The following is a 14181-nucleotide window of genomic DNA, read 5'->3' on the forward strand; positions in this document are numbered from 1 at the left end:
CTCGTACCGGCTGTCGCCGGTGCGAGGCGGTTTGCGTACCCGGCGGAGGGGATCAGGCCGCACTACCGCATTCCGGCCGGATCCGAAAGTGCGTCAGCACCGCTGCGGGGAGGCGCGGTACGGTGGTTCCGCCTGGCGATGGGGCCGTTCGGGGGAGAGATCCCACCGGGGGGTGGACCTCGTTGCGGATTCGACTAGCATTGAGCGAAAGCCTGTCCGTTTTGCTCAATTTAGTGGCTTAATGTCGGCTAACGTGGGTAACTGTGGATCAACTACGGGCACGAACGCGAGGCAGCTGGGGAAGGCGACCCTCGTCCACAGCCTGGAGGTCCCGGTGACGACACGTGGAGTCCTGTACGTCCACTCCGCGCCCCGCGCGCTGTGCCCGCACGTCGAGTGGGCCGTCGCGGGGGTGCTCGGTGTGCGGGTGAGCCTGGACTGGATCCGCCAGCCGGCCGCGCCCGGACACTGGCGCGCCGAGCTCTCCTGGCAGGGCGAGCCCGGCACGGCCTCGAAGCTCGCCTCCGCACTGCGCGGGTGGCAGCTGCTGCGGTACGAGGTCACCAGCGAGCCCTGTGCCACGGCCGAGGGCGAGCGCTACAGCAGCACGCCCTCGCTCGGCATCTTCCACGCCGTCACCGGCATCCACGGTGACATCCTCATCCCCGAGGACCGGCTGCGGGCCGTCCTGCTGCGCGCCCGCAGCGAGGGGGCGGACCTCGAGGCCGAGATCGCCATGCTGCTCGGCAAGCCCTGGGACGACGAACTGGAGCCCTTCCGCTACGCCGGCGAGGGCGCCCCGGTGCGCTGGCTGCACCAGGTGGTCTGACCCGCCGCGGGACGACGACGAGGAGGGGCCGGCGCTCGTACTGAGCGCCGGCCCCTCCTCGTCGGACGCGGGTCCGGGTGCGGGTCCTGTTCCGGGTGCGGAGGTCCGGGCGCGGGACCCTGGTGCTGGGCCCGGGCGCGGACCGCCCGGGTCAGCGGGAGCGGAAGGCCAGCACCACGTTGTGGCCGCCGAAGCCGAACGAGTTGTTCAGCGCCGCGATCCGGCCCTCGGGCAGCGGGCGGGCCTCGCCGCGGACGATGTCCGCGTCCACGTCGTCGTCCAGCTCGTCGACGTTGATGGTCGGCGGGGCGAGGCGGTGGTAGAGCGCCTGCACGGTGGCGACGGTCTCGATGCCGCCGGCGCCGCCCAGCAGGTGACCGGTCATCGACTTGGTCGCCGAGATCGCGATGTGGTCGAGCTCCTCGCCCAGCTCCTTGCGGAGCGCCTTCAGCTCGGCGGTGTCACCCTGCGGGGTCGAGGTGGCGTGCGCGTTGACGTGCACGATCTCGGCCTTGTCGAGCTGGTTGCGCTCGAACAGGTCGGCCAGCGCGCGGGCCACGCCGGCACCGGTCGGCTCGGGCTGGGCGATGTGGTGGGCGTCCGAGGACAGGCCCTGGCCCACCGCCTCGCAGTAGATGCGGGCACCGCGGGCCTCGGCGTGCTCCACGGACTCCAGCACGACCACGCCGGCGCCCTCGCCGAGCACGAAGCCGTCCCGGCCCTTGTCGTACGGGCGGGAGGCGCGCTCGGGGTCGTCGTTGTTCTTGGACATCGCCATCATGTTGGCGAACGCGGCGATCGGCAGCGGGTGGATCGCCGCCTCGGTGCCGCCGGCCACCACGACGTCGGCGCGGCCGTTGCGGATCATCTCGATCGCGTAGCCGATCGCCTCGGCGCCGGAGGCGCAGGCGGAGACGGGAGTGTGCACACCCGCGCGGGCGCCGACCTCCAGACCGACGTTGGCCGCCGGGGAGTTGGGCATCAGCATCGGGACGGTGTGCGGGGAGACCTTGCGGGCGCCCTTCTCCTTCAGCACGTCGTACTGGTCGAGCAGGGTGGTGACGCCACCGATGCCGGAGGCGATCACGGCGCCCAGGCGCTCAGGGGCCAGCTTGGAGGACTCGTCGGTGGCCGGGGTCTCGAAACCGGCGTCGGCCCAGGCCTCGCGGGCGGCGATCAGCGCGAACTGCGCCGAGCGGTCCAGCTTGCGGGCCAGCGGACGGGGGAGGATCTCGCCCGGCTCGACGGCGGTGCGCGCGGCGATCCGGACGGGCAGCTCGGCGGCCCACTCCTCGGTCAGGACAGCCACCCCGGAGCGCCCGGCGAGCAGGTTCTCCCAGGTGGTGGCGGCGTCGCCGCCCAGCGGCGTGAAGGCGCCGATACCCGTGACGACCACGGTACGGTTTTCAACGGTCACTGGATCTTCTTCTCTCACGTTCGTGCGGGGGGTCGGCGGCGGGCCGAAGGTGGGCCCGGCCGGGCGCCCGGTGGGCGTCCCGGCCGGCGGGTCGGCCGACCCGGTGGAGTCGGCCGATCTCAGGCATCGACGGAGTCGACGGCTCAGGCGTTGGTGAGGATGTAGTTCACCGCGTCGCCGACGGTCTTCAGGTTCTTGACCTCGTCGTCCGGGATCTTGACGTCGAAGCGCTCCTCGGCGGCCACGACGACCTCGACCATGGACAGCGAGTCGACGTCCAGGTCGTCGGTGAAGGACTTGTCGAGCTCGACGTCCTCGGTCGGGATGCCGGCGATCTCGTTGACGATCTCGGCGAGACCTTCCAGAACCTCGTCCTTGGTAGCCATACTGGCTGCTCCTCTTCGGTGTTGAATGCGGCCGCCCGGCGGACGGACGCAGGTTTGTGGTGGATCGGGCGGAAAACGCCTAGGGGAGCGTAACGACCGCCGCGGCGTACACGAGACCCGCCCCGAACCCGATGATCAGAGCGAGGTCCCCGCTGCGAGCCTCGCCGCTCTCCAGCATGCGCTCCATCGCGAGCGGGATGGACGCCGCCGAGGTGTTGCCGGTCTCCGCGATGTCACGGGCGACCGGCACCGACTCGGGCAGCTTGAGGGCCTTGATCATGGCATCGGTGATCCGCATGTTGGCCTGGTGCGGGATGAACGCGCCGAGCTGGTCGGCGGTGATCCCGGCGGCGTCCAGCGCCTGCTGGGCCACCTTCGCCATCTCCCAGACCGCCCAGCGGAAGACCGTCTGACCCTCCATCCGCAGGGCCGGCCACCTGGTCTCCGCGCCGGCGCCGTTGATGGCGTCCTCCTTGGCGAAGGCGGTGTCCCAGGCCTCGGTCTGCGAGATGACGTCCTTCTGCGAGCCGTCCGAGCCCCAGACGACCTTGCCGATGCCGGGAGTGTCGGACGGGCCGACGATCGCGGCGCCGGCGCCGTCGCCGAAGATGAACGCGGTCGAGCGGTCCGAGGTGTCGGTCAGGTCGCTGAGCCGCTCCACACCGATCACCAGGACGTACTCGGCGCTGCCGCCGCGCACCATGCCGTCGGCCAGGCCCAGGCCGTAGCCGAAGCCGGCGCAGGCGGCCGAGATGTCGAAGGCCGGGGCGGTGCCGCAGCCGAGCCGCTCGGCGATCTCGGTGGCGACGGCCGGGGTCTGCTTGAGGTGCGAGACGGTCGCGACGATGACGCCGCCGATCCGCGCCGGGTCGATCCCGGCCTGGGCGATCGCCTTGCCGGCGGCCTGCACCGACATCTCGGCGACGGACTCCTCCGGACCGGCCCAGCGGCGCTCGGCGATCCCGCTGCGGGTGCGGATCCACTCGTCCGAGGACTCGATCCAGGTCAGCACCTCGGCGTTCGGGATCACCCGGACCGGCCGGTAGCCGCCCACACCGTGGATGCGCGAGTACTGCGCACCGGTGACGGGGCGGATCTGGGGGGTGTTGCTCATGCCTGCTCCTGCTCCTGACCGCCGTGCTCCGCGACCAGGGCGCGTGCCTTGTCCAGGTCGGCGGGGGTCTTGAGGGCAAGCGTCGCCACACCCTTGAGGTTGCGCTTGACCAGTCCGGTGAGGGTGCCCGCCGGGGCGAGCTCGATGACGGCGGTCGCACCCAGCCGCTGGATCGTCTCCATGCAGAGGTCCCAGCGGACCGGGTTGGACACCTGCGACACCAGGCGGCTCAGCACCTCGGCACCGGAGGCGACCACCTGGCCGTCCTGGTTGGAGACGTAGGCGACCTCGGGGTCGGCGACCGTCAGGGTCGGGGCGAGCTTGGCCAGCCGCTCGACGCCGGGGGCCATGTGGGAGGTGTGGAAGGCACCGGCCACCTTCAGCGCGACCAGCCGGGAGCCGGCCGGCGGGTCCTCGCGCAGCGCGTCCAGCTGCGGCAGCGTACCGGCCGCGACGATCTGGCCGCCGCCGTTGTTGTTGGCCGCGGTCAGGCCGTGCTCGGCCAGCTTGGCCGCGACCTCCTCGGCGTCGCCGCCGAGCAGGGCGACCATGCCGGTCTCGGTGGCGGCGGCGGCCTCGGCCATGGCCAGGCTGCGCTCGCGGACGAAGGTGAGGGCGTCGTGGGCGCTCAGCACCCCGGCGCCGGCGGCGGCGGTGATCTCGCCGACGCTGTGGCCGGCGACGGCGCCGACCAGCCCGCGGGCGGCCTTCTCGTCCGGGAACAGCGCGCGGGCGGTCACCAGGCCGGCGGCGACCAGCAGCGGCTGCGCGACGGCGGTGTCCTTGATCTCCTCGGCGTCCGCCTCGGTGCCCGCGCGCACGAGGTCGAGCCCGGCGACCTCCGACCAACCGCGGAGGCGGTCGGCGACGCCGTCGAGCTCCAGCCAGGGGCTGAGGAAACCGGGGGTCTGGGCACCCTGTCCAGGGGCGACGATTACGAGCACGGTTCAACCCTCTCTCGCCAGGCGCCCGGGGGCGGGTAGGCGACGGTAACGAAGAAAAGCATCCGGGATTGTAAGGTCCCTACAGCGTGGTCAGCCCGACTCTCCCGTGGCCGTGAGCCGTCCCAGCGCCAGTGCGATACGCAGGGTGAAGGCCGAACGCACGTCGGAGGGAGCGTAGCCCGTGACGTCGGTCACACGTCGGAGCCGGTAGCGCACCGTGTTGGGGTGGACGAAGAGCATTCGGGCGGCCCCCTCCAGTGAGGAGGCCTGCTCCAGGTAGACACTCAAGGTCTCCAGGAGTGCCGAACCTGCCTCGTCCAGCGGTGTGTAGATCTCCTCCACCAGCTGCCGCCGGGCCGCCTGGTCACCCGCGAGCGCCCGCTCCGGCAGCAGATCGTCCGCCAGTACCGGCCGCGGGGCGTCCGGCCAGGCCGCGCAGGCCCGCAGGCCGGCGGCGGCGGCGTGCGCCGAGCGGGTGGCCGAGAGCAGGTCAGGCACGGTCGGGCCGACCACCACCGGACCGGCCGCGAACTGGCCGATCAGCGCCCGGGCCGCGTGCACCGGCTCCTTGTCGCCGCCCACCACGACCACCAGGCGCTTGCCCAGCACCCCGGTCAGCACGTGCAGCTTGGCGTACCTGGCGGCCCGGCGGATCGCCTCCACCACCAGTTCGCTGTCACCGTCCGGGGCGGAGCCCATCACCACCCGGACCTGGCTGGGCTGGCCCCAGCCGAGTGCGGCGGCCCGGGACAGCACGCCCTCGTCGGCGTCGCCGGAGAGCAGCGAGTTGACCACCAGCGCCTCCAGCCGGGCGTCCCAGGCCCCCGGGCCTCGGCCGCCTGGGCGTAGACCTGGGCGGTGGCGAAGGCGATCTCCCGGGCGTAGACCAGCACCGACTCGCGCATGTCGGCCTCGTCGCCGGGGGCGGCGACCTCCTCGATCGCCTCCTCCATCACCTCGATGGTGGTGCGGATCAGCTCGACGGTCTGGCGCAGGGTGATCGCCCGGGTCAGCTCGCGCGGCGCGGTGCCGAAGACATCGGTGGAGATCGCCTGCGGGGCGTCCGGCTTGCGGTACCACTCGGTGAAGGCGGCGATACCGGCCTGGGCGACCAGGCCGATCCAGGACCGGTGCTCCGGCGGCATCCGCCGGTACCAGCCGAGCTGGTCGTCCATCCTGGCGATCGCGGCGGAGGCGAGCTTGCCGGAGGACTTCTCCAGCCGCTTGAGGGTCGCGGCCCGGCGCTCGGCGCGGTCGGCGGCGAGCCGGCGCTCCTGCGCGGTCAGGCGCGGTGCCGCCCGCCCGGGCCGGTCTCTTCCGGCACCGGACGTCGGGCTCTTCCCGTTCCTGTCGGGGGCGGTCGGATCGCTCTTGGAGTTCGCGGAGGCGGCTGGCACAGGGACAAGACTGCCTCACCGGAGCGACTGCTCGTGCACAGGCCCCGGCGGACGGGCGGGGTGGTGACGGTCACACCCGCCGGACCCGGCACTACGGTGGGGCCGTGACCGATGCCCCAGCCCGTCCCAGGGCCGATCTCCGCCGTACCGCCGAGCGCTACCTCTCGACCCCCGCCGAGGGCGTCGAGACCCGGCACGCGTTCTCCTTCTCCGGGCACTACGACCCGAAGAACACGCACTTCGGGGCCCTGCTCGCGTGCAACGAGGAACAGCTCGCCCCCGGCGCCGGGTACGACGAGCACAAGCACCGGGACACCGAGATCCTCACCTGGGTGCTGGAGGGCGCGCTGGCCCACCGGGACTCGCACGGGCACAGCGGGGTGGTGCGGCCCGGCATGGTCCAGCACCTGGGCGCGGGCTCCGGCGTCAGCCACACCGAGCGCAATGCCGGCGGCGCCGACGGCCCGGTCCGCTTCGTCCAGATGTGGCTCCAGCCGGACGTCTTCGACGCGCCGCCGGTCTACGGGCTCCGCGGGGTGGAGCGGGCGGTCGACGGGTTGACGCTGCTCGCCTCCGGGATGGCGCGGGACGCCGGCACGCGGGCGCTGCGGCTGCGTCGCGGGGACGCCGCGCTGTGGCTGGTGACCGCCGGGCCGTGGCAGCCGCTGCCGGCGCTGCCGGCCGCCGCCTACCGTTACGCCCACCTGACGGCGGGCTCGCTCGGCTACCGGACGGTCCCCGGGCCGCAGGGCGGCGGCCGGTCGATGGTGCCCGGCGACAGCGTGCGGATCACCGGGGACGCCTTCGCGGCGCCGACGGCCGGCCAGGCCGGCGCGGAGCTGCTCCTGTGGGAGATGCACTCGCCGGTCTCGTACGGCTGACGGCGCCGCCGCGGTACGGCCGGTGCGGCCGTGAGCGGAGCCGTCAGCCCCGGAGTTCGGCGAGGACGGCGTCGGAGAGCACCGGCCAGACCTCGGCCGCCCACGGGCCGAAGTCGAGGTCGGTGAGCGCGACGCAGGCCACCCCGGCCTCCGGGTCCACCCACAGGAAGGTGCCGGACTGGCCGAAGTGGCCGAAGGTCGCCGGGGAGTTGGTGGTGCCGGTCCAGTGCGGGGTCTTGCCGTCGCGGATCTCGAAGCCGAGGCCCCAGTCGTTCGGCCGGCGGTGGCCGAAGCCGGGCAGCACGCCGCCGGTGCCCGGGAAGGCCACCTCGCGGGTCGCCGTGCGCAGGGTGCCGGGGTCGAGCAGCTTGGGCGACTGCAGTTCGGCGGCGAAACGGGCGAGGTCGGCGACGGTGGACAGGCCGCCGGCCCCGGCCGGGGTGCGGTGCGCGGTGTTGATCAGGGTGGCGTGCATGCCGAGCGGCTGGAACACGGCCTCGGCGGCGTAGCGGCCGAACTCGATGCCCGCCGCCTCCTCCAGGGTCCGCGCCAGCACGTCGAAGCCGGCGTTGGAGTAGAGCCGGCGGTTGCCGGGCTCGGCCATCACCCGGTGCTCGTCGAAGGCCAGCCCGGAGGTGTGGGCCAGCAGGTGCCGGACGGTCGAACCCTCGGGCCCGGCCGGGTCGTCCAGCTCGAAGACGCCCTCCTCGACCGCGACCAGCACGGCGTACGAGGTGAGCAGCTTGGTCACCGACGCCAGCGGGAACAGGTGCTCCTGGGGCCCGTGCGCACCCAGCAGCGCGCCGTCCGCGCCCCGTACGACGGCCGCCGCCGCGTGCGGCACCGGCCAGGTCTCGATCTTCCGCAAGCTCTCCATGGGCCCGACTCTAACGGGACCGGGCCGCCCGCCCCGCCGGGATGGCAGGCTTGGTCCGACCGCACTGCACGGCGCCGGTGGCGTCGGCACGTTCAGCACCGGGGGGACCGACATGACCGTACTGGCGGCGATCGAGGCCGGACAGCGCACCTGCGGCGAGGTGTTCCGTGATCCGGTCGGGGCGCCGGACCGGACGCCGCGGCACACCATCGGCGAGGTGTCGGCGGCCAGCGGGCTGACCGCGCACACCCTGCGCTGGTACGAGCGGATCGGCCTGCTGGACCCGGTCGACCGCTCGGCCTCGGGGCAGCGCCGCTACAGCGACGCCGACCTGCACCGGCTGGCCTTCCTGGGGCGGCTGCGGCTGACCGGGATGCCGGTGGCGGACATGCTGCGGTACGTGGAACTGGCCCGCGAGGGCGACCGGACCTCCGCCGACCGGCGCGATCTGCTGCTCGCCCACCGGGAGGAGGTGCGGCAGCGGATCGCGGACCTGCACGCGACGCTGGCCGTGCTCGACCACAAGATCGAGCTGTACGACGGCCGGGTCGCGTGCCTGTAGCCGTGCGGTGCGCGGGGGTCGGTCGCCGCCGTCAGACCTCCCGGCCGAGGTACGCGGCGAGCCGGGTGTACGCGTCGGCGCCGGCCGGGGCGGGCCGGACCGGGCCGAACGGCACGGCGCCGCCGCGCGGTTCGGCCGGCAGCACGGCCAGGGCGATCCCCAGCGCGGCCTCGGCCAGCCGTGCGTCCAGCCGCTCGTCCAGCGGGGGGTCGGTGTCGAGCGCGCGGGCGATGTCCCAGGCGTGGGTGACGGTCTCCAGGACGTAGCCGCCGACCGCGGCCCGGCCGGGCACCTCGCCCCAGGGCGCGAAGGCCGGACGGTCGAGCTTGGCGTCCTCGGCCCAGGCGGCGGTCACCCGGGCGCGGGCCCGGCCGAGGGCGGCCGGCCAGCCGTCGTCGGGGAGTTCGCCGGTCGCGGCCACGACGTCCTCGCAGCGGCCGCCCTCGCCCATGTAGGCGAGCCGGTGGATGCCGCCGACCACATGGCTGAGCAGGGTCCGCAGGTCGTACGCGGTGCACGGGGTGGGCCGGTCCAGGGTCTCCGGGGCGGCCTCGGCGATCAGCTTCTCGAGCTGGTCGAGGGCGAGCAGGTACAGCGGGCGCGGGTCCTGGGTGGTGTCCATGGGGATGTTCAACTCCACTGGTGCGGAAGGTTTTGCGGTACGGAGGCAATCTCCCGGTAAAACCTGACAAGCGCCGTCATGTTTTCTGGGATCCTCGGGACATGAAGGCCGACCGCCTGCTCTCGATCCTGCTGCTGCTCCAGACCCGCGGCCGGGTGCCCGCCACCGAACTGGCCGAACGGCTGGAGGTGTCGGTCCGCACCATCTACCGCGATGTCGAGGCGCTCTCCACCGCCGGTGTGCCCGTCTACACCGAACGCGGCCGGCACGGCGGGATCAGCCTGCTGCCCGGCTACCGCACCGATGTCAGCGGCCTGACCGCCGACGAGGCGCGCGCCCTGTTCGTGCTGTCCGCCCAGGGCGCGCACAGCGACCTCGGGCTGGACGGCGCGCTGGGCTCGGCGCTGCGCAAGGTGATGGCCGCGCTGCCCGCCCCGCACCGGCCCGGCGCCGAGCGGATCAGCGAGCGGATCCTGGTCGACCCGGCGCGCTGGCTCCAGGCCGGCGCCGCGCCCGGGCCCGACCTCGGCGAACTGCAGTACGCGGTGTTCGCCGACCGGCGGCTGCGGCTGCGCTACCGGCACAGCGGCTCGCCCGCCCCGGCGGAGTACACGGTGGACCCCTACGGCCTGGTCAGCAAGGCCGCCGTCTGGTACCTGGTGGCCGATCTGCGCGGCGAGCCGAGGCTGTTCCGGGCCGACCGGGTGCTGTACGCCGAGACCGCCGAGGAGTCGGTGCGGCGACGGCCGGGGGTGGGGCTCGGTGACGTCTGGACGGTGCTGCGCGAGCAGGTCGAGCGACTGCCCAAGGAGCTGACGGTGAAGGTGCGGGTCCGGCGCGGGCGGCTGGACATGTTCGTCCGGATCCACGGCTCCCGGCTCACCGCGCCGCCGCCGGAGAGCGGGGGCGGCGCGCCCGAGGAGTGGGTCGAGCTGGCGCTCGGCTTCCAGTCGCTGCCGGCCGTGCGGGCCCTGCTGGCGTTCGGCGCGGACGCCGAGGTGCTCCACCCGCCCGCCGCCCGCCGGGAGATGGCCCGCACCGCGGCCGACGCCGTCCGGCTCTACCAGGAGCCGCGCCGGCCCGACCCGGTCTGATCGGGGACGGGCGATGCGGGGCGGCCCGGGGCGGCGCGGAGCCTCGGGGGCCGTGCGGCCGGGGCGGGCGGCCTGCGGCGGGCGGGCAGCCGGTGGTCGGCGGCCGGAGTGGCGGGGGCCTCAGGCCTCGGGGGCCGGGCGGACCACGTCCTGGTCCCGGCCGAGGGCGACGGCGGCGAAGTTGTACAGGCTGTCGGTGCCGGTCGCGAAGTAGCCGTTGTGGCCGGAGGAGCGGGCCGAGGAGAGCCGTTCGGAGCCGAAGTCCACCGAGGTCGGGTCGGCGCCGTGGCCGAGCCCGCCGACCTCCAGGTACGGCACGTTGCCGATCCAGTCGGTCTCGTTGCGGGTCGCCCAAACCCGCACCCCGCCGCCCAGTTCGGAGCGGCTCTCCACGCCCATGCCGGGGGAGCCGAAGACCACCATGTCGGTCACCCCGTCGGTGTCCGCCGGGGAGGCGGCCGCCCGGGGGATGTCCGGCGCGGCCGTGCCGCAGACCACCGAGCCGTAGGAGTGGCAGAACAGCGCGGGCGGCGCCTGCGGGCGGGTGGTCTCCTTCAGCCCGGCGAGCAGGCGGCGCAGCCGGGGCGCGCCGACGTCGGCGAGCCGGGAGGTGACCGCGTCCGGGCCGAGGCCGGAGGGCGTGACGTAGCCGGTCCAGGCGACGACGGCGGTGCGGGAGCCCGGGACCTGCCGGTGCTCCTCCTCGTACAGCGCGCGGGCCATCCCGGCGGGGGAGCGGAGCGGTTCCACGGCCTGGTCGAAGTGGCCGAGGTCGGCGTCCGAGCCGGGGACGAGCACGGCGATCCGGTCGGCGGCCCCGAGGTCGCCCCAGACCTCGGTCAGCAGGCCGCGGCCGCGCGGGTCGAAGGCGAGGATCTGCCGGCCGGGGGCGAGCAGGCTCTGCACGTCGTTGGCGCGGGAGACGGCCAGTGCGCGCTGGTCCTGGTCGAGCGCCGGGTCGGCGGCGCGGGCCCGGGCGTGGTCGCGCTCGGCGGCCAGAGCCACCCGGTTGGCCCGGTAGCGCAGGGCGAGCGGCGCGCCGTCGTAGTTGCCGACGACCAGCGGGTAGGCCGCGACCAGCCGGTCGGTCTCGGCCGGGGAGAGCCGGTCGAAGAACTCGGCGGCGGCGGCCGGCGCGGTGGTGGCCGGGTCGGGCAGGTCGTGCCCGTAGGAGTGGTCCTCGACCCAGGCGGCGCTGCCGGCCGGCGGGGTCGAGATGGCCAACTGCTCGGTGGCGGCGGCGGCCTGGGCGGCGGCCGCACCGGCGTCGGCGAGGACGGCGGCGCCCGCGAAGGCGCCGATCAGGACGTGCTTCCACCGTCGACGGCGCATCGTCTCAGCTCCCAGAGAGTCCCGTCACCGATCCCGGACGGGACCCGAGGGTGGTACGACTGCCAACTTTCAGCGCAAGCCTAGGGGGCCGGAGCGGCACCTGGACCGCCTTAAACTGTGGGATGGATCACATGAACGCGGGGTGTCCCGGAGGGGTTTCGGTCGTTCGCGCGGAAATCGGCGGCTGCGGACCGGTTCGTCCCCCCGGACCGGTCCGCGGCCGCCGCCCGTCGAACGGCTTCCGGCCCGCGCGTTCAGACCACGCCGAGCGCGTACGCGGCGAAGAACGCCGCCGCCGCGCCGGCCGCCGCCTTGGCCGGCCGGGAGAGCGCCGTCCACGGGCCGTCGAACCGGCGGGTGAACCACCCGATCCCGATCAGCGCCGCGCCGAACAGCGGCAGCAGCGCCAGCCGCAGCGCCACCCAGCCGAGCGAGTCCGGCGCCACCGTCAGTCCGGGCACCGCGCCGAAGGCGGCCGCGCCGGGCACCGCGACGGCGAGCATCGCGCTCTGGTGCCAGCAGAAGATCGTCATCGCGGACAGGTTGACCGCCACCACCGGCAGCCACAGCAGCGGACGCCCGGCCAGCAGCCGGCCGAGCCGGTCGCGCAGCAGCACCGCCGCGCCGCACTGGACCGAGGCCAGCGCCAGCACCAGCAGGGACGGCGGGTGCGAGTTGGTCCGGGCGGCGCCCGGGACCCCGACCATCGACGCCGGGTAGTGGAACACCAGCAGCAGCGTCGCGAACAGCGCCGCGCCCCCGCCCAGCAGCAGTCGCGCCGCCGGACGGCCCAGCCGGCCCCCGGCCCAGAGCACGCCCAGCTGGTAGCCGAACAGCCAGCCCGGCAGGATGTTCAGCAGCCCGACCCAGGACGGCACCGCCTCCGCCCACGGCCCGTACCGCAGCAGGTCGACCGCGGCGACCGCGGCCAGCGGCAGGCCGGCGGACCAGCCGCCGAGCCGGCGGGCGGCGGCCGCGCAGAGCGGGGTGAGGGCGGTCAGCCCCAGGTAGACCGCGATGTACCAGAGCGGCTGCACCACCAGCGTCGATCCGGTCCGGACGGTGTCGGCGGGCACGCCGAGGCGCGGCAGCAGCGGGACCAGCAGGGCCCAGACGGCGGCCACCCCGAGCACCGGGCGGAGCAGTCGCACCGCCCGGCCGCGCAGCCAGCCGGCCGGGCCCGTGCCGCGGGCCCGGGCCCGTTCCAGCGAGCGGACCGCGGAGTACCCGCCGACCAGGAAGAACACTCCGAGCAGTTGCAGCCCCCAGCTGGCCGGGGCGAAGAAGCCGAGTGCGGGGGAGGACAGCGGGCTGGCGTTGTGCAGGGCGCCGTCGGCGGAGCGGGTGAAGCCGCCGAGCAGCCAGTGGCCGACCGGGACGGCGAGCAGGGCGAGGGCGCGCAGGCCGTCGAGGGCGCGGTCGCGGCTCTCGGGGGTGCGGGCGTCCACCCGGCGGGCGGCGCGGTGCAGGGGGGCCAGTACGGGGGCCAGCGGGGAACCGGGCATGACGAGGTCTCCGTTCGCGGGGTGCGGCGCGGCGGTCGTGGAGCGGAAGGAAGGGGAGGGTTCAGCGGCCGAGGGCGAGCCCGGCGAAGGCGGCCAGCGAGGCCGTGCCCGGGGCGAAGTAGCCGCTGTGGCCGTGCGAGCCGGTGGACGGCAGCGGCCGGGCGCCGAAGGCCGGGTCGGTCGGGTCGGCGCCGTGGCCGAGGCCGAGCAGCCGGACGAACGGCACCCGGCCGATCCAGTCGGAGTCGTTGCGGGTGGTGGCCCAGAGCGGGACCCGCGGGTCGAGCTCGGCGGCCGAGTCGACGCCGAGGCCGGGTGAGCCGAGCACCACCACACCGGAGGTGAGGTCCGGGCCCGGCCTGGCCAGCCCGCAGACCACCGAGCCGTAGCTGTGGCAGAACACCGTGGGCGGGGCGTCCGGGCGGGTGCTGACGGCGAGTCCGTCCAGCAGCCGGGTCAGCCTCCCGGCGCCGGCCCGGGCCAGCCGCTCGGTGGCGGCGTCCGGGCCCGGCCCGAGCGGGGTGGTGTAGCCGGCCCAGGCGATCACCGCGGTCCGTCCACCGGTCGCCCCGTACAGGGCGCGGGCCATTCCGGCGGGGGTGCCGTAGGGGGCGCCGGCGCGGTCGAAGGTGCGCAGGTCGATGTCGGAGCCGGGGACCACCACGGCGACCCGTCCGGCGGTGGCGAGGTCGCCGGACACCTCGGCGACCAGGCCCCGGCCGCGCGGGTCGAAGGCCAGGAACCGGCGCGGACCGCCGGGCGCCGATCCGTCGAGCAGGGTGCGGCAGCGCTCCGCGCGCTCCCGGGCGTCGGCGCGGTCCTGCGGGGTGAGTACCGGGTCGACGGCCCGGGCCGCGGCGCGGTCGCGTTCGGCGGCGATCGCCCGGGTGTTGGCCCGCAGCCGCAGCTCGACGGGCGCGCCGTCCAGGTTGCCGACCACCAGCGGATGGCGGACGGCCAGTTCCTCCCGGGCGGCGGGCGGCAGTCGGGCGAAGAAGGCGGCCACCTCGGCGGGGCGGGCGGTGGCCGGGTCGGGCAGCGGCAGGCCGAGGGTGGTGTCGGCGAGCCACTCGGTGCTGCCGGGCGGCGGCCCGGTCACCGCCCGCTCGCCGCCGGCGGCCCAGCCGCCCGCGCCCAGTGCCGCGACCAGTGCCAGCGTGGCGGCCGCCAGTGCGCGCCGGATCCGCTGCTTCCCCATGTCCGTTCCCTCCCGGGCCGTTT

The 14181-nt window shown here is 74.9% G+C and carries 13 protein-coding genes and 1 pseudogene; 4 read left to right on the top strand and 10 right to left on the bottom strand.

Annotated features, from left to right (window positions below):
- Window positions 1-334 precede the first annotated feature (334 nt).
- On the top strand, window positions 335-829 hold the full coding sequence (locus tag BLU95_RS26345) for a DUF3145 domain-containing protein (RefSeq protein ID WP_093862154.1): 495 nt from the start codon (window positions 335-337) through the stop codon (window positions 827-829).
- A 151-nt stretch (window positions 830-980) separates the two neighbouring features.
- On the opposite strand, the gene fabF is transcribed toward BLU95_RS26345, so the two are convergent.
- The 5 genes and pseudogenes from fabF to BLU95_RS26370 all read right to left on the bottom strand — a co-directional run bounded on the left by fabF (window position 981) and on the right by BLU95_RS26370 (window position 5865).
- Window positions 981-2246 carry a beta-ketoacyl-ACP synthase II gene (gene fabF / locus BLU95_RS26350; protein WP_045938512.1) on the bottom strand — a complete coding sequence of 422 codons (1266 nt, stop codon included), beginning with the start codon at window positions 2244-2246 and terminating at the stop codon, window positions 981-983.
- Between the two features lie 143 nt (window positions 2247-2389).
- On the bottom strand, window positions 2390-2632 hold the full coding sequence (locus tag BLU95_RS26355) for an acyl carrier protein (RefSeq protein ID WP_030310143.1): 243 nt from the start codon (window positions 2630-2632) through the stop codon (window positions 2390-2392).
- Window positions 2633-2711: 79 nt separating this feature from the next.
- Window positions 2712-3746 carry a beta-ketoacyl-ACP synthase III gene (locus tag BLU95_RS26360; RefSeq protein WP_093862155.1) on the bottom strand — a complete coding sequence of 345 codons (1035 nt, stop codon included), beginning with the start codon at window positions 3744-3746 and terminating at the stop codon, window positions 2712-2714.
- The gene (locus BLU95_RS26365; RefSeq protein WP_093862156.1) at window positions 3743-4690 is read right to left on the bottom strand and encodes an ACP S-malonyltransferase; all 948 of its coding nucleotides are present in this window, start codon (window positions 4688-4690) and stop codon (window positions 3743-3745) included. The genes BLU95_RS26360 and BLU95_RS26365 overlap by 4 nt, the downstream gene beginning before the upstream one ends.
- Before the next feature lie 90 nt (window positions 4691-4780).
- A pseudogene (locus tag BLU95_RS26370) lies at window positions 4781-5865 on the bottom strand (PucR family transcriptional regulator).
- Window positions 5866-6191: 326 nt separating this feature from the next.
- Between BLU95_RS26370 and BLU95_RS26375 the strand changes: the two are divergent.
- Window positions 6192-6968: a pirin family protein gene (locus BLU95_RS26375; RefSeq protein ID WP_093862157.1), complete on the top strand. Its 777-nt coding sequence runs from the start codon at window positions 6192-6194 to the stop codon at window positions 6966-6968.
- A 43-nt stretch (window positions 6969-7011) separates the two neighbouring features.
- On the opposite strand, the gene BLU95_RS26380 is transcribed toward BLU95_RS26375, so the two are convergent.
- The gene (locus BLU95_RS26380; protein ID WP_093862158.1) at window positions 7012-7845 is read right to left on the bottom strand and encodes a serine hydrolase domain-containing protein; all 834 of its coding nucleotides are present in this window, start codon (window positions 7843-7845) and stop codon (window positions 7012-7014) included.
- A gap of 112 nt (window positions 7846-7957) precedes the next feature.
- Here BLU95_RS26380 and BLU95_RS26385 point away from each other — a divergent pair, with 112 nt between their 5' ends.
- Window positions 7958-8407: a MerR family transcriptional regulator gene (locus tag BLU95_RS26385; protein WP_093862159.1), complete on the top strand. Its 450-nt coding sequence runs from the start codon at window positions 7958-7960 to the stop codon at window positions 8405-8407.
- A 31-nt stretch (window positions 8408-8438) separates the two neighbouring features.
- Here BLU95_RS26385 and BLU95_RS26390 read toward each other — a convergent pair whose 3' ends face one another.
- Complete coding sequence (locus BLU95_RS26390; protein ID WP_093862160.1) at window positions 8439-9029, bottom strand: TIGR03086 family metal-binding protein; 591 nt, start codon at window positions 9027-9029, stop codon at window positions 8439-8441.
- A gap of 101 nt (window positions 9030-9130) precedes the next feature.
- Between BLU95_RS26390 and BLU95_RS26395 the strand changes: the two genes are divergently transcribed.
- Entirely contained in the window at window positions 9131-10123 is a 993-nt protein-coding gene (locus tag BLU95_RS26395; protein WP_093862161.1) for a helix-turn-helix transcriptional regulator, read from the top strand.
- A gap of 120 nt (window positions 10124-10243) precedes the next feature.
- Here the strand turns inward: BLU95_RS26395 and BLU95_RS26400 are convergent, their stop codons facing one another.
- The 3 genes from BLU95_RS26400 to BLU95_RS26410 form a co-directional block, all read right to left on the bottom strand.
- Window positions 10244-11455, bottom strand: coding sequence for an alpha/beta hydrolase (locus tag BLU95_RS26400; protein WP_093862162.1), 1212 nt, complete (start codon window positions 11453-11455; stop codon window positions 10244-10246).
- Between the two features lie 254 nt (window positions 11456-11709).
- Entirely contained in the window at window positions 11710-12960 is a 1251-nt protein-coding gene (locus BLU95_RS26405; RefSeq protein ID WP_093862163.1) for an acyltransferase family protein, read from the bottom strand.
- 61 nt (window positions 12961-13021) lie between these two features.
- Window positions 13022-14158 (bottom strand): alpha/beta hydrolase, encoded by a 1137-nt coding sequence (locus BLU95_RS26410; RefSeq protein WP_093862164.1) that lies wholly within the window; start codon window positions 14156-14158, stop codon window positions 13022-13024.
- Between the last annotated feature and the right edge of the window lie 23 nt (window positions 14159-14181).

This window comes from Streptomyces sp. TLI_053, from assembly GCF_900105395.1.
GTDB lineage: Bacteria > Actinomycetota > Actinomycetes > Streptomycetales > Streptomycetaceae > Kitasatospora.

Coding starts and splice junctions, on each gene's coding strand:
- BLU95_RS26390 (WP_093862160.1), bottom strand. CDS start 9,029: ATGGACACCACCCAGGACCCGCGCCCGCTGTACCTGCTCGCCCTCGAC.
- BLU95_RS26395 (WP_093862161.1), top strand. CDS start 9,131: ATGAAGGCCGACCGCCTGCTCTCGATCCTGCTGCTGCTCCAGACCCGC.
- BLU95_RS26410 (WP_093862164.1), bottom strand. CDS start 14,158: ATGGGGAAGCAGCGGATCCGGCGCGCACTGGCGGCCGCCACGCTGGCA.
- BLU95_RS26355 (WP_030310143.1), bottom strand. CDS start 2,632: ATGGCTACCAAGGACGAGGTTCTGGAAGGTCTCGCCGAGATCGTCAAC.
- BLU95_RS26405 (WP_093862163.1), bottom strand. CDS start 12,960: ATGCCCGGTTCCCCGCTGGCCCCCGTACTGGCCCCCCTGCACCGCGCC.
- BLU95_RS26360 (WP_093862155.1), bottom strand. CDS start 3,746: ATGAGCAACACCCCCCAGATCCGCCCCGTCACCGGTGCGCAGTACTCG.
- BLU95_RS26385 (WP_093862159.1), top strand. CDS start 7,958: ATGACCGTACTGGCGGCGATCGAGGCCGGACAGCGCACCTGCGGCGAG.
- BLU95_RS26400 (WP_093862162.1), bottom strand. CDS start 11,455: ATGCGCCGTCGACGGTGGAAGCACGTCCTGATCGGCGCCTTCGCGGGC.
- BLU95_RS26380 (WP_093862158.1), bottom strand. CDS start 7,845: ATGGAGAGCTTGCGGAAGATCGAGACCTGGCCGGTGCCGCACGCGGCG.